At 71.1% G+C, this 19449-nt stretch carries 13 protein-coding genes; 3 read left to right on the top strand and 10 right to left on the bottom strand.

Features of this window, described 5'->3' with window-relative positions:
- Positions 1-120: 120 nt before the first annotated feature.
- Entirely contained in the window at positions 121-1707 is a 1587-nt protein-coding gene (locus AB0H86_RS17750; protein ID WP_362438729.1) for an FG-GAP and VCBS repeat-containing protein, read from the top strand.
- Positions 1708-2043: 336 nt separating this feature from the next.
- On the opposite strand, the gene AB0H86_RS17755 is transcribed toward AB0H86_RS17750, so the two are convergent.
- Complete coding sequence (locus AB0H86_RS17755) at positions 2044-3357, bottom strand: amidohydrolase family protein (RefSeq protein WP_362438732.1); 1314 nt, start codon at positions 3355-3357, stop codon at positions 2044-2046.
- Between the two features lie 50 nt (positions 3358-3407).
- On the opposite strand from AB0H86_RS17755, the gene AB0H86_RS17760 reads away from it, so the two are divergent.
- Positions 3408-4580: an Lrp/AsnC family transcriptional regulator gene (locus AB0H86_RS17760; RefSeq protein ID WP_362438735.1), complete on the top strand. Its 1173-nt coding sequence runs from the start codon at positions 3408-3410 to the stop codon at positions 4578-4580.
- A complete protein-coding gene (locus tag AB0H86_RS17765; RefSeq protein WP_362438738.1) occupies positions 4580-5359 on the top strand; it encodes an alpha/beta fold hydrolase in 780 nt (259 codons plus the stop codon). Before AB0H86_RS17760 ends, AB0H86_RS17765 begins: the two co-directional genes overlap by 1 nt.
- On the opposite strand, the gene AB0H86_RS17770 is transcribed toward AB0H86_RS17765, so the two are convergent.
- The 9 genes from AB0H86_RS17770 to AB0H86_RS17810 form a co-directional block, all read right to left on the bottom strand.
- Positions 5335-6330 (bottom strand): ABC transporter ATP-binding protein, encoded by a 996-nt coding sequence (locus tag AB0H86_RS17770; protein WP_362438741.1) that lies wholly within the window; start codon positions 6328-6330, stop codon positions 5335-5337. The two genes, AB0H86_RS17765 and AB0H86_RS17770, sit on opposite strands and share 25 nt — an antisense overlap.
- Positions 6323-7393, bottom strand: a complete 1071-nt coding sequence (locus tag AB0H86_RS17775) for an ABC transporter ATP-binding protein (protein ID WP_362438744.1) — start codon at positions 7391-7393, stop codon at positions 6323-6325. Before AB0H86_RS17775 ends, AB0H86_RS17770 begins: the two co-directional genes overlap by 8 nt.
- Entirely contained in the window at positions 7390-8970 is a 1581-nt protein-coding gene (locus tag AB0H86_RS17780) for an ABC transporter substrate-binding protein (protein ID WP_362438747.1), read from the bottom strand. The genes AB0H86_RS17775 and AB0H86_RS17780 overlap by 4 nt, the downstream gene beginning before the upstream one ends.
- 114 nt (positions 8971-9084) lie before the next feature.
- Positions 9085-9984 carry an ABC transporter permease gene (locus tag AB0H86_RS17785; protein WP_362438750.1) on the bottom strand — a complete coding sequence of 300 codons (900 nt, stop codon included), beginning with the start codon at positions 9982-9984 and terminating at the stop codon, positions 9085-9087.
- On the bottom strand, positions 9974-10936 hold the full coding sequence (locus AB0H86_RS17790; RefSeq protein ID WP_362438753.1) for an ABC transporter permease: 963 nt from the start codon (positions 10934-10936) through the stop codon (positions 9974-9976). The genes AB0H86_RS17785 and AB0H86_RS17790 overlap by 11 nt, the downstream gene beginning before the upstream one ends.
- A gap of 11 nt (positions 10937-10947) precedes the next feature.
- Positions 10948-12282: an amidohydrolase family protein gene (locus tag AB0H86_RS17795; protein WP_362438756.1), complete on the bottom strand. Its 1335-nt coding sequence runs from the start codon at positions 12280-12282 to the stop codon at positions 10948-10950.
- A gap of 758 nt (positions 12283-13040) precedes the next feature.
- Positions 13041-16265: a fused isobutyryl-CoA mutase/GTPase IcmF gene (gene icmF / locus AB0H86_RS17800; RefSeq protein WP_362438759.1), complete on the bottom strand. Its 3225-nt coding sequence runs from the start codon at positions 16263-16265 to the stop codon at positions 13041-13043.
- 193 nt (positions 16266-16458) lie between these two features.
- Positions 16459-17799, bottom strand: a complete 1341-nt coding sequence (locus AB0H86_RS17805) for a DUF3500 domain-containing protein (protein WP_362438762.1) — start codon at positions 17797-17799, stop codon at positions 16459-16461.
- Positions 17800-17966: 167 nt separating this feature from the next.
- Positions 17967-19448, bottom strand: coding sequence for an ATP-binding protein (locus AB0H86_RS17810; RefSeq protein ID WP_362438765.1), 1482 nt, complete (start codon positions 19446-19448; stop codon positions 17967-17969).
- Between the last annotated feature and the right edge of the window lies 1 nt (position 19449).

The following is a 19449-nucleotide window of genomic DNA, read 5'->3' on the forward strand; positions in this document are numbered from 1 at the left end:
TACGCGGACGCAACCTTCGCGGTGCTGCCGGGGCAGGGGCGGTCTTGCCCGGCCGCCCCTCCAAGGGGTCGGTGATCCTTTCGCAACCGGGTGTCCGAAACCGCTGGGTACCGTCGAGACGTGCTTGATCACATGGACGTCGAACATGATGAGCAGGGAACTGTGCGGAAACGGGGCGGCAAACGCCGGTGGGTGATCGCGGGCGGTGCGGCTGTCCTCACGGTCGTCGTCGCGGTCGGAGTGGTTCTGGATCAGTCCGGGCCCGAGGCCATCGCCGCACCCCGCACCTGCCACACCGCGGCTCACGGCACCGCGCCCTCCGGCGCCCCGGCGAAGGGCACCCAGGCACCGGCCGGTACCGCGCCCGCCCCTGACTTCGACGGTGACGGCCACCCCGACCTGGCCATGGGAGCACTGGGCGACGTGGAGAACGGCAGCGGCGGCGGCAGCATCGCGGTGGCGTACGGATCGGGCGAAGGGACCGGTATCGCCCGCTGCCAGTACCTCACGCAGAACGACGCCGGGATACCGGGGGAGGGCCGGGACGAGGCGTTCTTCGGGACCGATGTGGTGGCCCGCGACTTCGACGGGGACGGGTACACCGACCTCGCCACCGCCGTCTTCGACTGGAAACCGAGCGTGATCATCATGTGGGGTTCCCCGGACGGGCTGAAGAGTGCCGTCCGGGTGCCGGGGACGGACGGCAGCCACGTCTCCTGGGCGCTGGACCCGATCCTGGAGGAGCAACTCGTCGCCGGCGACTTCGACGGGGACAGGCATGCCGATCTGGTCTTCGGGCTCGGTTCCGACAAGGGCCTGCTCAGGGGTCCCTTCGAACGCGACGGCACCCCGGCGGGCACCGGCCCGGTGTCCGCACCGCGCCGGCCCGCGAAAGACATCGACACCGCGAACTACCGCGGCCTCGTCGCCGGGGACCTGGACGGTGACGGTGCCGACGAGTTGATGGCCTTCCACCACGACAAGTCCCTCGGCACAGCCAAGTTCGAGGAGCGCTGGCCGGTCAGTTACTTCCACTTCCGCCGCGACGGCCTCGCCCAACCAGATGACATCGACCTCCCCGACGCGGCGGCAGCGGAGGTCGGCGACGTGGACGGCGACGGCGTCGCGGACCTCGTGCTCAGTCCCCGGCGCGGCAAGGCGAGCCATAGCTCGGTGACCGTCGTGTACGGCTCCGAGGCCGGGCCGGGGAAGGGGAAACGGCCGACGACCATCGACCGCGACACCCCGGGGGTACCCGGCGAGGAACCCCAGCACGAGGACGCCGCCTTCACCTCCCTGGACACCGGTGACGTCAACGGTGACGGCTACGCGGACGTGGTGGCCGGCTCACCCCGGAGCGAGGAGTACGCGAAGACGGGCCCGGAACAGGTGCTGCTCCTGCTGGGCGGTCCGAACGGCCTGACCGGTGGGGGAGCCAAGGTCATCGATGCGGGCGACATCGGCGGCAAGAAGAGCGCGCGGGCCACGTTCGGTATGTCGGTGCGCCTCGTCGACATGGACGGCGACCACCGGGCCGACCTGACGGTGGCCGCGCCGGGCGACGACAGGACTCGCAGCTCCGCATGGCTGCTGCCCGGCACGGACCGGGGGCTGTCGACCGGCGGCGTCACCCGGCTGTACGGCGACAGTTTCGAGCGCACCGGGAAGCTGGACCTCTATATGGGAGGCGGCGGGATCGCCCGCTAGCCGCACGCCTTCGCGACTGCGGGTGTCCTGCCTCGGCCTGGCCGCCGGCCGCCGAACCCGACGCCGAGATCTCACGGGCCGAGTACAGGTCGCGCGGGGGTCTCGACGCGAGGAATGACAGGCAGTCGGGAGCCGTACGGCGCGGCCCCGCTGCCGCGTCCGCGGCCGGCTCGGCCTTGGGTGCGACGACGGCCGGAGGGCTGACGGGTTCACCGCCGAGTCGCGGGCCGCGGTTCGGCGGCGGGGTGTCTCGCTCAACGGACCAGAGCCGTTCAGCGGCACTCGGGTCGTCCCTATGCTCCCGGCATGAGTGACTATCGGTCGGAGTGGAAGGACTCAGCGGGCCTCCGTTCCGGTCGTTCCGGTCGTTCCGGTCGGTTCCGTCATGGGCAGGAGATCCTTGCGTACGACGCCGTCCTGGATCACGCACACGATGTTGGCGGGATCGCCGAGCACGCCGATGTCCGCGAGCGGGTCGCCGTCGCACAGGACCAGGTCGGCGGTCTTGCCCGCCGTGAGCGTGCCCAGGCGGTCGGCCAGGCCCAGGAGTTCGGCCGAGGTTCGGGTGCCCGCGACGATCGCGGCCATGGGGTCCATGCCGAGGGCCACGAGGTGGCCGAGTTCTTCCAGGTTCCGGCCGTGCGGGCAGACCGCGGCGTCGGTGCCGAGCGCGATCCGGGCGCCCTGCTCGATCGCGCGGCCGATGTTCTCCTTGGTGACGCCCGACCAGCGGACCTTCTTCCGGTAGTGGTGCTCCGGCATCGTGTTCCTGTCGATCCCGGCGTAGACCGTCGACAGCGTCGGCACGATGAAGACGCCCCGTTCGCCCGCCATCTCCAGCGCCTGGGCGTCCAGGCCGTAGCCGTGCTCGATGCTGGTGACCCCGCCGCGGATGGCGTTGATGATGCCCGCCGTGCCCTGGGCGTGCGCGGCGACCGGCTTGCCGCCGTGGCGCCGGCACTCGTCCACGACGGCCCGGATCTCCTCCTCCAGCAGGCCCTCGTCCTCGGGCTGGTCGTAGGGGCTGGCCATGCCGCCGGTGGCGCAGATCTTGATCAGGTCCGCGCCCGCGCGCAGCGTTCTGCGCACGGCGAGCCGCGACTCGTCCACGCTGTCGGCGAGTTCGGCCATCTCGCCGCCGGTGAGGTCGGTGCCGTCGGGCAGCCGGAAGTCGGCGTGGCCGCCGGTGTGGCTGATGATCCGGACGGCCGTGTGCAGCCGGGGGCCGGGGATGCGGCCGCTCTCGACGGCGGTGCGGTAGCCGGTGGACAGGCCGCCCAGGTCGCGGGCGGTGGTGATGCCCGCGTCGAGGGTCTGCCGCAGCCGGGTGGCGGTGTCGTAGGCGACCAGGACCGGGTCGAGTTCCGCGCGGCGGCCGGGCGGCGAGCCGTGCGCGTACGCCAGGTGGGTGTGGCAGTCGAAGAAGCCGGGGAGCACCGTACGGCCGCCGGCGTCGATGACGCGCACCGACGGGGCGTCGCCGGTGGCCGGTGGGGCCAGGGCCGCGGGGCCCGCGTAGGTGAGGACTCCCGCCGAGTCCGCGACGACGACGGCGTCGTCCACCGGAAGGGCGCCGGTGCCGTCGGCGAGGCGGGCGTTCACGATCCGCAGCGAGGTCCTGAGGATCTTGTGCGTCGTGGCTTCGGTCATGGAGATCGCAGCACTCCTCGATATCAGGAACAGGCGAATTGGAGTCTGGAATGAACGAGAACGCCCCGTGTCGCGGTGCAGCTTCGCGTGGGGATTCCACGGACACACGCAGGAATACGCCGTCCCAGAAAGCGCAGGATTCCGCCGCGGAAGAGCTCGATGAGCTGGACCTCCGTGTCGTACACGCGCTCCAGGTCCGTCCGCGGGCCCCGTGGACGCTGGTGGGGGACGTTCTCGCGGTCAACCCGGTGACGGCCGCCCGGCGTTGGCGGCGGCTGCGGGACGCGGGCCTGGCCTGGGTGACCGCCTATCCCCGACTGTCCGACCACCGCATCGTGGTGACCGGCATCGTCGAGGTCGACACCGAGCCCGGCCGGGCGCAGGAGGTGGCCCACGCGCTGGCCGCGGAGCACTCGGCGGCGAACGTCAAACTCACCGCGGGCGGCCGCGATCTCCTGGCCACCGTGCAGGCCACCGACCTGAACGAACTCGCCAACCTCACCACCCTGCTCTTCCAGCGGACGCCGGGGGTCCGGGCGACCCGGACACATGTCTCGACCGGCGTGCCCACCGAGGGCAGCCGCTGGCGGCTGCGCGAACTGGACGACGCGCAGTGCGCCCGGCTGGAGGAAAGCCGCCTCGCGGACGTCCCGCCGGACGCGCGGGCGAGCACCGCACCGGCCTGGGATCCGCTGGACGCGCAGCTGCTGGCACTGCTCAGCACGGACGGCCGGATGTCGATCTGCGACCTGGCGGAGGCCACCGGCGGCGGTCTCACCACGGTGCGCCGCCGGCTTCAGTCGCTGCTCGCCTCCCGGGTGAGCCTGCGCTGCGACCTGGCCCGGCCGCTGTCCGGGTGGCCGCTGTCCGCCGTCTACTTCGCGTCCGTACCCGCCCAGTACCTGGAGGAGACCAGCCGGGTCCTGTCCGGCGTACGGGAGGTCCGGTCCTGCGCGATCACCACCGGACCGCACAACCTGGTGATCGACGTCTGGCTGCGCACGCTCGCCGATGTGCACACCTTCGAGGTCCATCTCTCGCGGCGGCTGCCGCGGCTCAGGATCGACGACCGTTCGGTGGTCCTGAGCACGGTCAAGCACATGGGGCGGCTGCTGGACCGGGACGGCCACTGCGTGGGGGTCGTCCCGCTGCGGCATCCGCAGGAGGCGACGGAATCGCTGGAGGCTGTGGTCTCCCCTTACGCCGGCGTGCTGGAGCTGTGATGCGATCCCTGTACGTCCCCTCGGCCGACGCTCATGTGCGCTGGACCGACATCCCGGGCGAGGGCGCTCCGCACGTGTACCTGCACGGGCTGGGGTCCGCCGGTTCCGCCGACTTCACCGGGATCGCCGTGCATCCGGGCCTGGCCGGCCGGCGGGCGATCGTCGTCGATCTGTTCGGGCACGGCTTCAGCGACCGCCCGGAGACCTTTCCGGGCACGCTGGAGGCGCATGCCGACACGGTCGCGGCCGTCCTCGACCATGGCGCGGTCCGCGGCGCGGTGCTCGTCGGGCACTCGATGGGCGGCGCCGTGGCGATCGTACTGGCCGCCCGGCGCCCGGAGTTGTGCTCACGGGTCGTCGTGGCCGAGCCCAACCTGCGGGCGGGCGGCGGGCTCTACAGCAGCGGCATCGCCGCCCAGCCGGAGCGGGACTTCGTCGACCACGGCTTCCGCGCCCTGCTGGCCGAACTGGAACCCGAGTACGCGGCCCGCATGCGGACGGCGGACCCGGCGATCGTGCACCGCAGCGCCGTCAGCCTGGTGCGGGGGACGGCTCCGGGGGTGGCGCAGCTGTTCCACGGCCTGACGCAGCCGCGCGTCCTGATCGTCGGCGTCCGCAGCCGCCCGTACCCGGACGAGGACGCGGTCCGGCAGGCCGGCATCCCGGTCCTCGAGGTTCCGGACGCGGGCCACCACATGGCGGGCGACAACACCCCGGGCTTCGTGTCGGCGCTGCTGCGGGCGACGCCGTCGGATCACCCGGCCTCGCCCGGCTTGTGACAGGCCGTCAGATGGCCGGGGGCCTGTTCGGTGAGCGCGGGCCGCTCGGTACGGCAGCGGTCGTCGGCCAGCCAGCAGCGGGAGGAGAAGGGGCAGCCGGACGGAACGTCCGTCGGTGACGGCAGCTCGCCCTTCAGCTCGATCCGCCCGCCGGTGCCGGGACCGTCGCCGGGTTCCAGGACCGAGGACAGCAGCGCCCGCGAGTACGGGTGCTGCGGTGCCGCGAACAGCCGCTGGGACGGGGCGAGTTCGACGATCGAGCCGAGGTACATCACCGCGACCCGGCTGCTGAGATGGCGGACCACACCGAGGTTGTGCGAGATGAACAGGTAGGCGATGCGGTCCTGTTGCTGGATGTTCTGGAGGAGGTTGAGGATCTGCGCCTGGATGGAGACGTCCAGCGCGGAGGTCGGCTCGTCGAGGACGATCACGGACGGCTGAGGGGCCAACGCACGGGCGAGCGCGAGGCGTTGGCGCTGGCCGCCGGAGAACTCGTGCGGGTAGCGGACGGCGGCCGTGCCGTCCAGGCCGACCTCCTCCAGCACCCGCGCCAGCCGGGCCCGCCGGTCGGCGCGCGGCACCCGCCGTACCCGCAACGGCTCCTCGATGCTCGCGCCGACGGGCAGCCGGGGGTTGAGCGAGCTGTTGGGGTCCTGGAACACCATCTGCACCGAGCGGCGGAAGGCCTTCAGATCCGTGCCGTCCGGGCGGTGGGTCATGTCCCGGCCCTCGAAGCGCACGGTCCCCCGGGTGGGCCGGTACAGCCGGGTCGCGATCCGGCCGAGGGTGCTCTTGCCGCAGCCGGACTCGCCGACCAGGCCCACGGTCTCGCCGCGGCCCAGGGTGAGCGAGACGTCGTCCACGGCGCGGACACCCGTACGGCCCGGTCCGTGCCCGAAGGTGTGCCCGACACCCGCGAGTTCCAGCAGCGGCTCGTCGTCTGTCACCAGGTGGAGCGGCGTCTCATTCATCACTCTCGCCCCTTGTCTCCGGCGTCTCCGGCGTCTCCGGCGTCTTCGTGGCCATCTCTTCCTCCGTCTCGCGCCAGCAGCGGGACGTCCGCCCGTCGCGGGCGTCGCGCAGCGGCTGCGGGGCGGCACAGGCGTCGGCGACGCTCGGGCAGCGGGACGCGAAGCGGCAGCCGGGGCGGCGGCGGTCGTCGTCCGTGAGCTGGCCGCGGATCGCGGTGAGCCGGGCGCCGTCGCCGTCCCGCATCCGCGGCACCGCCGCGAGCAGCGCCCGGGTGTACGGGTGCCGGGGTGCGGTCAGCACCTGGCCGGTCGTCCCGGACTCGACGACCTGCCCGGCGTACATCACCCGCACCCGGTCGCACATGGCGCTGATGACGCCGAGGTCGTGCGAGATGAGCAGCATGCCCATGCCGTGCTCCTGTTGCAGCGAGCGCAGTAGTTGCAGGATCTCGGCCTGCACGGTGACGTCCAGCGCGGTCGTCGGTTCGTCGGCCAGCAGCAGCTGCGGGGCGCCCGCCATCGCGATGGCGATGACGACGCGCTGCCGCATACCGCCGGAGAGTTCGTGCGGGAACTGCCGTGCCCTGCGCTCCGGTGAGGGGATCTCCACCGCGCGCAGCAGCTCCACGGCCCGGTCGCGGGCCTCCTGCCGGTTCGCCCGGCCGTGGATCCGCAGCACCTCGGCCACCTGGGCGCCGATCCGCATGCACGGGTTGAGGGAGGTCATGGGCTCCTGGAAGACCATGGCCACCCGGTTGCCGCGCAGGCTTTCGAGGTCGCGGGGGCCGCTGCTCAGCAGGTCGGTGCCGCAGGCCTCCAGCCGGTCGGCGCCGACCGAGGAGCCGGGACCGAGCAGGCCCATGGCGGCGAGGGCGACGCTGGACTTCCCGCAGCCGCTCTCGCCGATCAGGCCGACCACTTCGCCGCGTTCGACGTGCAGGTCCACGCCGGAGACGACCTCCGAGCCGCCGAAGCCGATGCGCAGCTCGCGGACGTCGAGGACCCGGCCGCCCGCGCCGGCCGCGGTGGCGGCCGGCGCGACGGTCGGTGCACCGGCTGTCACGACGCCAGCCAGGTGTTCTTGAGTTCGAGACGGGTGGCCGTGGCGTCCGGACGGTAGCCGCCCACCTTGTCGGTCCAGGCCTCGCCGCGCACCGCCTTGGCGTACGGCACCAGCAGATAGCACTGGTCGGCGATGTACTGGGCGAGCTGGTGGTAGAGGGTGACCCGCTTGCTGTCGTCGCTCTCGCCGGCCGCGGCCGCCATCTGGTCCCACAGGTGCTGGTCCTTGACCTTGGTGGCCGGGCTGCCCTTGGCGAACCACAGGCTGAGGTACTGGCTGGGGTCGGCGTTGAGCACGCTCGTCATCATGATCATGTTGCTGTAGTCGCCGGACAGTACCCGCGGGACGACCGTCGCGAACGGGATCAGCTTGAGTTCGAGGGTGATGCCGACCTGGGCCAGCTGGGCCTTCATCAGCTCCATGGCGGAGATGTCGGGGCCGTAGGCCGGGTCGCTGGGCGCGATCAGTTCGAGGCTGACCTTGGTCTGGCCGGCGGCCCTGAGCAGTTCCTTGGCCTTGGCCTGGTTCTGCACGTACACGGTGTCGGCGGAGGTCGGGGTGGTGCCGTACGGGTCCTGGGGCGGGATGACATAGCCGAGGGTCGCCGAGTTGCCGCCACCGAGGGTCTTGACCAGCGCCTCGCGGTCGACGGCGAGGTTGAACGCCTCCCGCACCCGCTTGTCGGCGAGCGGCCCGCTCAGCGTGTTCATGTTGATCCAGATGCTGGAGACGAGGGGCCCGTTGGCCTCGGTGACTCCGGCTGTCTTCTTGAGGTCGTCCACGAGTCGCAGGTCGCGGAAGGCCATCAGCTGTACGGCGCCCGAGCGCAGGGACGCCACCCGCGAGGTCTCGTCGGGGATGAGCCGGTAGGTGACGGAGGAGAGATAGGGCTTCGGCTTCTGCCAGTAGCCGGTGTGGGCGGCGAGCTGGATGGAGACGCCCTTGGTCCACTTCTTGAGCTTGAAGGGCCCGGTGCCGTTCTCCGCGGTCTTGATCTGGTCCTCGGTGCGGGCCGTCGTCCACTTCTTGCTCATGATGGCGCCGCTCCAGGGGCGGGCCAGGAAGTGGTGGAGCGACGGCTGCGGGGCGCTGAGCTTGACCTCCACGGTGGTGGCGTCCACCGCGGTGACCTTCTTGATCTTGTACTGCTGGGTGAACGGCGACCTGATGGCGGGGTCCATCAGCCGTTCCAGGCTGAAGATGACGTCGTCGGTGGTGAGTTCGCTGCCGTCGTGGAAGGTCACACCGTCGCGGAGAGTGAAGCGGTGGGTGGTGGCGTCGACCTGCTTGTAGCTCTTGGCCAGGCCGGGCTGGACCTGGCCCTTGTGGTCGAGGCTCAGTAGACCCTCGTAGAACTGGGAGACGATCTGCTGGTCGTTGTACGCCTGCGCCACCTGCGGGTCGAAGCCCGTGGTCGGCTCGGCGTCGAGGCCGATGGTGAGGGAACCACCGCTGACGGGCTTGCCGTTGCTCTTGCCGGCCGTCGTCGCCGTGCCGCCACACCCCGAGAGGAGGGCTGCGGCCACCGTGCTGCCGCCGATCGCGAGGGTGGTTCTGCGGGTGTACCCATGGTTCATGATCTGACCGCCTGTGCCTGAGGGTTGGGTGAGCGAGGAGGGGTGCCAGGAGGTGGGGGGGAAGGGGGGAAGAGAGAACCGGAAGGGAGATGCCGGAAGCGGGATGGGGGCAGATCAGGGCGTACGGCGGGTGCCGCGCGGGTCGATCCGTTCCTGCAGGCCGTCGGAGATCAGGCCGAAGGCGGCCGTGGCCACGGCGAGCGTGATCCCGGGGACGATCACGAGCAGCGGGTCGTGCGCCATGTAGCGCTGCCCCTCGAAGATCATTCGGCCCCAGCTCGGTGTCGGCGGCTGGATGCCGAGGCCCAGATAGCTCAGTGACGCCTCCACCAGCACGCAGGTGGCCGCCGTGTTGGCGTACTGGACGAGCGCGGAGGACAGCACGTTCGGCAGCACATGGCGGCCGATGATCACCGGCGAGCGCACCCCGGCGATCCGGGCCGCCGAGACGAAGTCGCGTTCGCGCACGGTCAGCGCCGGAGCGCGGACGATCCGCGCGAAGTACGGTACGAAGATCAGCCCCATGCCCACGATGAGCACCACCGTGCCCGGCGGGAACACGGAGACCAGCACCAGCGCGAGCAGCACCGAGGGGATGGACATCGCGATGTCCATCACCGCCATCAGCACACCGTCCACCCGCCGGCCGCTGTAGCCCGCGAGCAGTCCGATGGGCACGCCGATCAGCGCGGCGAGCGTGGTGGCTCCGAAGGCGACCAGGAGGGAGTGCAGCGCGGCGACGAAGGTCCTGGTGAACAGGTCGCGGCCGAGGTTGTCGGTGCCCAGCCAGTGGCTGCCCGTGGAGCCGCCGAGCAGGGCGTCGCTGACGTCCTCGGCGGAGTAGGGGCCGAAGCCGCTGACGAGCAGGGAGGTCAGCACCAGGCCGCCGAGCAGGCAGACACCCGTGGTGAGGGTCGGGTTCCAGCCTCGGAACGGCCGTCGCCGGGCGGTCCTGGCGGTCGCTGTCCCTGTCGCTGTCGCGGTCGCGTCGGGCAGTGCGGTGTCAGCCGTCACGACGTGCTCCTGTCGTCCGGATCCGGGGGTCGATGAGCGGGTAGAGCAGGTCGGTCACCAGGTTGATCACCACATAGGAGGCGCCCAGTGCGAGGACCGCCCCCTGGACCACCGTGAAGTCGTGCTGGGTGATGGAGTTGACGATCAGCGAGCCGAGCCCGGGGAGGGCGAAGACCTGCTCGACGATGACGGTGCCGCCGACCAGCACCCCGAGCTGAAGGCCGCCCGCGGTGACCACGGGTACCAGCGCGTTGCGCAGGGCGTGCCGCAGCATCAGGCGCCGTCGCCCGGCGCCCTTCGCCGCCGCGGTCCGCATGAAGTCCTGGCCCGCCACGTCGAGGACGGCGGCCCGCATGTAGCGGCAGAGCGTGGCGCCGAACGGGATGCCCAGCGCCACCGCGGGCAGCAGCAGATCCTGGAGGTTCAGCAGCGGGTCCTGGTCGAACGGCACGAAGGAGAACAGCGGCCAGCCCGGTGTCAGCCTGCTCACCAGCAGGACCATGACCGTGCCGACGACGAACGGCGGGAACGCGAGCCCCAGGAACGCGGTGCCGTTGACCAACCGGTCGACCGCCCGGCCCTGGTGCATGGCGGACCAGATGCCCGCCGGGACGCCCCACACGGCCGCGATCACCGCGGCGTAGACGGAGAGTTCCAGGCTCACCGGGAGCCGGTCGGCGACCTGCGCGGCGACGCTCTGCCCGTCGAGCAGGGACTGGCCGAGGTCGCCGCGGACGGCGTGCCCGAGCCAGCTGAGGTACTGCGACCACACGGGCTGGTCGAGTCCCAGCTCCCGGGTGATCTGGGCGCGCAGCTCGGGCGTGGAGTTCTCGCCGGCGATCAGGGTCGCCGGATCGCCGGGGATCAGATGCGCGAGCAGGAACACGACGGCGCTCAGGCACAGCACGACGGCGAGCGCCCGGGCGGTCCGGATCAACAGATAACGCAGCACTGGTCGTCTCCCTATCCCGTGGTGGCCGGTGTCGACGTGCGGCGCGGATGGTGCCCGGTCTCCGCGGACCGGCGCCTCGCGGCCAGGCCCGGGGGTACGGACGTGGCCGCGTTGGGGTCAAAGACCCGGCCCTCGCGCAGTACCGCGCGCAGCCGCCGCCGGTCCCCGAGCAGGCCCAGATCGGCGAGCGGATCGCCGTCCACGAGCAGCAGGTCCGCGTACATCCCCGGGGCGACGGTTCCTGTCCGGTCGCCGAGACCGAGGGCGTCCGCGGCCGCCGAGGTCGCCGCCACCAGGGCCTGCATCGGGGTCATGCCGACCTGCTCGTGCAGCAGCTCCAGCTCCCGGGCGTGGGAGCCGAACCGCAGGGTGTTGGAGGAGTCGCTGCCCGCGATCACCCGTACCCCGGCCTGATGGGCCCGGCGTACGGAGGCGAGCCGGAGCTCGCGCAGCCGTTCCGCCTTGTCCAGATGCTCGGCGGACAGCCCGCGCCGCTGCCCGTGCTCGGCCATGAACTCGCTGAGCGTCAGGGTCGGGCAGAGAAAGGTGCCCTGTTCCAGCATCAGCTCGATGAGGTCGTCGTCGAGTTCGGAACCGTGCTCAAGGGTGTCGACCCCGGCGCACAGAGCCGCCTCGATCCCGGCCCGGGTGTGCGCGTGCGCCGCCACCCGCAGGTCCAGGGCGTGCGCCTCGTCCACGATCGCGTCGATCTCGGCGGCCGTGTAATTGCGCCACCCGGTCTTGTCGCCGATGGAGAGGGTGCCGCCGCTGGTGCAGATCTTGATCAGGTCCACGCCCATCCGGGCGTACTCCCTTACGCGTTTACGGCATTCGTCCGCGCCGTCGGCGGGGGCCCACATCCGCTTCTCGTCGAGCGTCGCCGGGCAGAACATGTCACCGTGCCCGGCGGTCATGCCGACCAGGCCCGAGGCGACGACCCGGGCCCCGTCGAGGACGTGCTCGTCCATCACGTGCTTGACGGCCACCTCGGGCAACGAGCCCGCGGTGTCACGGACCGTGGTGAAACCGGACCGCAGCGCCTCACGGGCGTTGGCGGCCGCGTGCAGGGTCTGTTCCTCGACCGAGGTCAGCATGTTCCACAGGTGCACGTCGCGCGGCCGGGCGCCCGCGTTGGACCGCAGATGCACATGGCAGTCGATGAGCCCCGGCAGCAGCGTCGTCCCCGGCAGGTCGTACACCTGGTCCTGAGGGGTCGTCACCGTCCTTTCCGCCGGGCCGACTTCGGTGATCGTGGCGCCGTCGATCACCACGGACATGTCCGTCCGTGGGGCACGGCCTGTGCCGTCGATCAACGTCACCCCGGAGAGGACCGTTCGCTCCGCCATCCAAAGCTCCTCGGTCGGTGGCCGGAAACCGGGCGGCGCCCAGCGGCCGTCCGCGTGCCCGGCCCGGACCGTGACGGCGGCACACCGAGCGGTGGACGCGATCGCGGCGGGGCCGGAATCAGTGCCCGTTCCGCCGGTGCCGTGATGACCGCGACGACCAGGACGCGCGGCGCCCCGGCACCGTGGGCCGGATGCGTGATCCGCGCGGGATACGGTGCGGATGCTCGCGGGCCCGGCAGGTTTCGTCATGGCTTGTTCACCTCCCGGCAGGAACTGACACCGAGGAGTGTGTGCGGGGGATCGGCAGCCGGTGTTACGGCGCAGATTTCGCCGGAGTTCCGCACAGGACGAGCAGGAATCCGCCACTCCTGGAGGCGCAGTTTTCCGCCACGGCCGAGTCCAGGGGACCGACGTTCCAGCGCCGCGCCCGGCACGCCGAGTGCGGCACCGCCGTCACCGGCCGGGTGCCGGTATCACCACAAGATCCCGCGCACGGGCAGCGTGGGTTCCCGGCGGGCCGCTTCCCGGCACGGGTTCCTGCGGCGGCTGCGGCTGCGGCTGCGGCTGCGGGTGGCGAGCGGCGGGCGGGGGAGGGGCGGCCCGGGACGCTGCGGGCGGCGGGGCATGGGGCGCTCGCCCCGCCGTCCGGTCTGACCGGTGGCAGGTGCTGCCGGGGCCCCGAACTCCGCGGGCCTCGGTGACCAGGCCTTACGACCTCACGACGGGTGACGGATCCGTGTGCTGTCCTGTCCGCTGGTTCAGACGTTACGGCGGTACTGGCCGCCGACCTCGAAGAAGGCGTCGGTGATCTGCTGCAGCGAGCAGACCCGGGCGGCGTCCATGAGGACGGCGAAGACGTTGCGGCCGTCCATCGCCGCGTCCTTGAGGGCGGCCAGAGCGGCGTGGGCGGCCTCGTGGTGGCCGGTCTGGTAGGTGTGCACGCGCTCCAGCTGGGACTGCTTCTCCTCTTCGGTGGCGCGTGCGAGTTCGATGGCGCCGGGCTCGGCGGTGTCCGCGTGCGGGTTGCGGAAGGTGTTGACGCCGATGAGGGGCAGGGTGCCGTCGTGCTTGCGCTGCTCGTAGAGCATGGACTCGTCCTGGATGCGGCCGCGTTGGTAGCCGGTCTCCATGGCGCCGAGCACGCCGCCGCGTTCGCTGATCCGCTCGAACTCCTGGAGGACGGACTCCTCGACCAGGTCGGTGAGTTCGTCGATGACGAAGGAGCCCTGGAGGGGGTTCTCGTTCATCGCGAGGCCCCATTCCCGGTTGATGATCAGCTGGATGGCCAGGGCTCGGCGGACGGAGTCCTCGGTGGGGGTGGTGACCGCCTCGTCGTAGGCGTTGGTGTGCAGGCTGTTGCAGTTGTCGTAGATGGCGATGAGCGCCTGGAGAGTGGTGCGGATGTCGTTGAAGTCCATCTCCTGGGCGTGCAGGGAGCGTCCGGAGGTCTGGACGTGGTACTTCAGCTTCTGGGAACGGTCGTTGGCTCCGTACTTCTCCTTCATCGCGACGGCCCAGATACGTCGGGCGACGCGGCCGAGGACGGAGTACTCGGGGTCCATGCCGTTGGAGAAGAAGAACGACAGGTTCGGTGCGAAGTCGTCGATGTGCATACCCCGCGCGAGGTAGGCCTCGACGTAGGTGAAGCCGTTGGCCAGGGTGAAGGCGAGCTGGCTGATGGGGTTCGCCCCGGCTTCGGCGATGTGGTAGCCGGAGATGGACACCGAGTAGAAGTTGCGGACCTTGTGGGCGATGAACCACTCCTGGATGTCGGCCATCATCCGGAGGCTGAACTCGGTGGAGAACAGGCAGGTGTTCTGCCCCTGGTCCTCCTTGAGGATGTCGGCCTGCACCGTGCCGCGTACGTTCGCCAGCGCGTGTGCGCGCAGCTCGGCCGCCTCCTCCGGTGACGGGTCACGGCCCTCGACGGCCCGGAAGCGTTCGTGCTGCTGGTCGACGGCGGTGTTGAGGAAGAACGCCAGGATGGTCGGCGCGGGCCCGTTGATCGTCATGGAGACCGAGGTCGTCGGCGCGACCAGGTCGAAGCCGTCGTAGAGCGCCTTCATGTCGTCGAGTGTGGCCACCGAGACGCCGGAGGTGCCGACCTTGCCGTAGATGTCGGGGCGTTCGTCCGGGTCACGGCCGTAGAGGGTGACCGAGTCGAATGCGGTGGACAGCCGGGTGGCCGGCTGGCCCTCGGAGAGCAGCTTGAAGCGCCGGTTGGTGCGGAACGGGTCGCCCTCGCCGGCGAACATCCGCGCCGGGTCCTCTCCGTCGCGCTTGAAGGGGAACACCCCGGCGGTGAAGGGGAAGCGGCCGGGCAGGTTCTCCCGGCGCCAGAAGCTCACGAGCTCCCCGTGGTCGGTGAAGCGGGGCAGTGCGACGCGGGGGATCTTGTTGCCGGAGAGGGACTCGCGGGTCAGCTTGGTGCGGATCTCCTTGTCGCGGATCTTCACGATCTGCTCGTCGCCGGAGTAGGAGGCGATGACGGCGGGCCAGTCGGCGATCTGCTCGCCGATGTCGTGCGGGAGCTGCCTGTGGGCGTCGTCGAGCAGCGACCGCACGTTCCCGGCGTCGGAGCCGGCGTCGACGAGCTCACCCTTGACCGTCTCCAGGCGTTGCACCCGCCGTGCCGCCTCGGCCAGTTGACCGGTCGCTGTGTGGTAGCCACGGACGGTGTCGGTGATCTCGGCGAGGTAGCGCACCCGGTCCGCCGGCACCACCTGCCGGATGCCGGAGGAGTGACGCACGTCGACCGGCGCCAGCGCACCCTCCGACAAGGGCAGCCCCTTCTCGGCGAGCACGGTCTTCAGGTGCTGGTGCAGGGCGGTGACGCCGTCGTCGTTGAAGGTCGCCGCCGAAGTGCCGTACACCGGCATGTCCTCCGGCCGCATGCCGAACGCCTCACGGTTGCGGACCAGTTGGCGGCCCACGTCACGCATCGCGTCCTTGGCGCCGCGCCGCTCGAACTTGTTGATCGCCACGACGTCGGCGAAGTCGAGCATGTCGATCTTCTCCAGCTGCGAGGCCGCACCGAACTCCGGCGTCATCACATACAGCGAGGTGTCGACGAACGGCACGATCGCCGCGTCGCCCTGGCCGATGCCCGGCGTCTCCACGATCACCAGGTCGAATCCGGCGGCCTTCACGACGTCGATCACGTCGGACAGGTGCTCGGGCAGCTCGCGACTGCCACGGGTGGCCAGGCTCCGGAAGAACACCCGGCCTCCGTCGAGGGAGTTCATCCGGATCCGGTCACCGAGCAGCGCGCCGCCGCCACGGCGCCGGGTCGGGTCGACCGCGATCACCGCGATCCGTAGCTTGTCCTGCTGGTCCACACGGAAGCGGCGCACCAACTCGTCGGTCAGCGACGACTTCCCCGACCCTCCGGTGCCGGTGATGCCGAGTACCGGAACCGGCCGGGCAGCGGGCCTCAGCCGCTCCAGGAACTCCGTCGGCAGCTTGCCGAGTTCCGCGCCGGTGATGGCACGGGCGATCGCGAACCGGTCGCCCGCCAGCACGGCGGCGGCGTCGGCAGGCTTGCCGTCCCACAGGTCGAAGTCGCAATCCCGCACGACCGAGTTGACCATCCCGGCCAGGCCCATCCGCTGACCGTCCTCGGGAGAGAAGATGGTCACCCCGCTCCCGCGCAGCCGGGCGATCTCCTCGGGAACGATCACGCCGCCGCCACCGCCCACCACACGGACGTGGTCCGCTCCCCGCGCGCGCAGCGACTCGACCAGGTACTCGAAGTACTCGACATGTCCGCCCTGGTAGGACGAGACCGCCACGCCGTGTGCGTCCTCCTCCAGTGCCGCGTCCACGACCTCCCGCACCGACCGGTTGTGTCCCAGGTGGATCACCTCGGCGCCCTGGGACTGGAAGATCCGCCGCATGATGTTGATCGACGCGTCGTGCCCGTCGAACAGGGCGGACGCGGTGACCAGGCGGACGGGATGCACGGGACGGTGCAGGTCGCTCATCGGGGCCTTCCCGGACGGGTCGGGGGAGTTCTTGCTGTAGAGATAGTAGGACGTCCTAGTAAATGACAGAAGGTGATGAGCGTGTGACCAGAAGCACAGAGGTGGCGGACCCCCCCAAGCAGAGGGGCCGCACCCTGGTGGATGCGGCCCCTCGCCATGACGGGATGTTCAACCGGTGGTTACGTCGTCCGTGTCAATGGTGGTGGGGCGACGTGAGGTAGTGCTGCCGGAGGAGCTCCTTTCCGTAGTCGTTGCCGTTGGGGGTGCGCACGATCGAGTGGACGTGCATCTGGGTGGGGACGCCGCTGGTGCCGCCGTAGGCGCCGCGCAGCGGGCCAGGGGCCTGGCAGTCGACCTCGATCCACACCACCGGGCTGTGCACCCGGACATAGAAGGCGTCGTCCTCACCGGTGCCGCCGGCCCAGGTGACGTAGGTGTCGTCGATGTGCTTGCGGATCTCGGCCAGCGGCACCTTGGCCACGTCGGCCTTGGCGCGACCGACGAAGGCTTCCGCGATACCGAGGAGCTTGGTCTTCTGCGTGCCCGTCAGGGCGTTGCCGCGGATGCCGGTGTACGCCTGGACGGCGTTGTCGGCGAACGCGCCCGCCTTCATGGACTCGTTCGACTTGGTCGCGGACTCGATCGCGACCTTCTGCTGCGCTTCGGTGAGGGAGTTGACGAAGGCGAGGCTCGCGACGACCTCCTCGTGGCAGACGGTCACCGTCGCACCGTCGATCTCCATGGAGGTCGGCTCCGAACCCCAGAAGCAGGGGCTCATGACGACCTGGTCGCCGAGGACGAAGTAGTTGACGACCAGGTGATGGCCGTCGAACTGGAAGCCCCAGGGCTCGGTCGCGGACGGGGTGCCCATCACCGTCCAGTAGTAGGCGTCCTCGTTGAAGGCGGTGGTGTTGCCGATCGCCTCGCCGGCCGCCTGGTTGATCTTCCGGATCTTCTCGGTGGTCTCCAGGCCGTCGGCGCTCAGTGCGGCCTTCAACAGGGCGGTGCCCAGGGCTTTCTGATCGTCACTCAGATCTGCGAGGGAGACGCCCTGGCGGTCGTAGGAGTCGATGTTGCTCCACAGCCGCCACTCGGTGGAGTGGACCGTGAACTGTGTCGAGGTCTTCTGGGTGTCGGTGAGGCCGGCCAGGAAGGCGTTCGCGGCCGAGATCACCGGTGCGGTGGTCACGCCCGTCGAGTGGATCGTGAACAGGTCGTCGATCCGCTTGCCGTCGGTGGTGAGGCCGAAGAAGTCCTCGGTGATCGACTGGTTGCCGGGGCCGCCGCCGCCGGGGCCGCCCGGGCCGCCGCTGGGTGCACCGCTCGGCGTGGGGCTCGCCGTGGCGTCGGCGGTGGCGGTGTTGTCGTCAGCCGTCGCGGCCCAGGCCCCGGCGCCGCCCATGGTGGCGACGGCCGTCGCGCCGCCGGCGAAGAAGACCTTGCGCATGAAGTTGCGGCGGCTCGCGTGAGCACGGCGGCCGGCCTCGGACTGCGGCCCCTGGGCCGTCGGCTCACCGGTCTCGAGCTCGGTCATCGTCGTTGGTTCCCTTCGTTGTGGGCACGTCCCCGCAGGACGGGCGCCGGGCCCCCACCTTGGGCGAGCCAACTGAGTCGGAGCTGAAACGGGGACCCCACGGCGGGCGCGATGGACGTCCGGGCAGCCCTCAGCGACTCACCTGACCTGGGAACCTGTGGAGACGCTTAGAGTCCGCGGCGGAGCGCCGGACCGGCGCCGCCGTCGGCCGAGGGGAGCGTCACCGAGAACTCCGTTCGCCCGGGCTCGCTCACCACGTCGATGCGGCCTCGGTGCGCCTCGGTGATCGCCGCGGCGATGGCCAGGCCCAGGCCCGAACCGCCCTCCTCGCCAGGGGCCCGCGAACGGGAGGCGTCGGCCCGGGTGAAGCGCTCGAAGACCGAGGGGAGAAGGTCGGGCGGGATGCCGGGGCCGTCGTCCAAGACGCGGACGACACACCACGCGTCCGTGGCCTCGACGGCGACGGTGATTTTCGTGCCTACGGGCGTGTGCACACGGGCGTTGGACAGCAGGTTGGCCACCACCTGGTGAAGCCGGGACGGGTCGCCGACCACGGCCGCCCGGCCGTCGTCGACACGCAGCGAAAGCTGCCAATGGTGACCGCTCCCCGCCGCCCGGGCGTCCCACACCGCCTCGGCGACCAGCGTCGCCAGGTTCACCTCGTCCGACCTCAGGGGCCGTCCCTCGTCGAGGCGGGCGAGCAGCAGCAGGTCCTCGACGAGACCGGTCATGCGTGCCGACTGGGCGGCCACGCGGTGCCAGGCCAGCTCGGGTTCGATCCTGCGGGTGCCGCGCTTCATCATCTCGGCGTAGCCCGCGATCGAGGCGAGCGGCGTGCGCAGTTCGTGGCTGGCGTCGGCGAGGAAGCGCCGCATGCGGTCCTCGGTGCGCTGGCGTTCGGCGAGCGAGGACTCGACGTGGTCGATCAGGCGGTTGAGCACCACCCCGACCTGTCCGGTCTCGGTGCCGGGGTCGGTGTCCGTGGCGGGCACACGGGTGAGCCCGGCGACCTCGCCGCGGTCCAGCGGCACGCGCGCGACCTCCGCGGCGGTGGCGGCCACCCGGCCCAGGGGCCGCAGTTGGCGCCGTATCACCACCGTCGCGGCGCCCGCGGCTGCGGCCAGGCCGACGGCGGCGATCACGGCCTCGATCACGACCAGACCGTCGATCATGCCCTGTACGTCGCCCATGGGGAGGCCGACCAGTACCGGGACCCCGTCGCCGCCGAGGGCGGTCACCCGGTAGGTGCCGAGGCCGGGGACGTTCCGGGTGTGCAGCGAGCCGTCGGTGGTGATGCCGTCGAGGGCGGCGCGCTGAGCGGCGGTGAGGACCCGCTGGTGGCCGTCCGCGGTCACCACTTCGGCGGCGATGACGCGGCCGGCACTGAAACGGGCCGCCAGCGTTCCGGCCGGTTGTCCGCGTTCGTTGAGGAAGCCCAGATCCGTCTCGTCGCCCGTGCGCCGCTGGAGTCCGCCCTGGCTGCGCTCGGCGGCGTCGGTGACGCGCTGGTCCAGATCGCCGAGCAGATAGACGCGTTGGACGAACACCGTCGTGAACGCCATCGCCGCGCACACGATCACCATGGCCACGGAGACGAAGAGCACCAGGCGGACCCGCAGCGAGCGCCGTCCCAGACCGGAACGGGACATC

Origin of the sequence: Streptomyces sp. NPDC050997 (assembly GCF_040660135.1) — a bacterium.
GTDB lineage: Bacteria > Actinomycetota > Actinomycetes > Streptomycetales > Streptomycetaceae > Streptomyces.

Coding starts and splice junctions, on each gene's coding strand:
- AB0H86_RS17805 (WP_362438762.1), bottom strand. CDS start 17,799: ATGACCGAGCTCGAGACCGGTGAGCCGACGGCCCAGGGGCCGCAGTCC.
- AB0H86_RS17760 (WP_362438735.1), top strand. CDS start 3,408: ATGAACGAGAACGCCCCGTGTCGCGGTGCAGCTTCGCGTGGGGATTCC.
- AB0H86_RS17780 (WP_362438747.1), bottom strand. CDS start 8,970: ATGAACCATGGGTACACCCGCAGAACCACCCTCGCGATCGGCGGCAGC.
- AB0H86_RS17765 (WP_362438738.1), top strand. CDS start 4,580: ATGCGATCCCTGTACGTCCCCTCGGCCGACGCTCATGTGCGCTGGACC.
- AB0H86_RS17810 (WP_362438765.1), bottom strand. CDS start 19,448: ATGTCCCGTTCCGGTCTGGGACGGCGCTCGCTGCGGGTCCGCCTGGTG.
- AB0H86_RS17795 (WP_362438756.1), bottom strand. CDS start 12,282: ATGGCGGAGCGAACGGTCCTCTCCGGGGTGACGTTGATCGACGGCACA.
- AB0H86_RS17755 (WP_362438732.1), bottom strand. CDS start 3,357: ATGACCGAAGCCACGACGCACAAGATCCTCAGGACCTCGCTGCGGATC.
- icmF (WP_362438759.1), bottom strand. CDS start 16,265: ATGAGCGACCTGCACCGTCCCGTGCATCCCGTCCGCCTGGTCACCGCG.
- AB0H86_RS17770 (WP_362438741.1), bottom strand. CDS start 6,330: ATGAATGAGACGCCGCTCCACCTGGTGACAGACGACGAGCCGCTGCTG.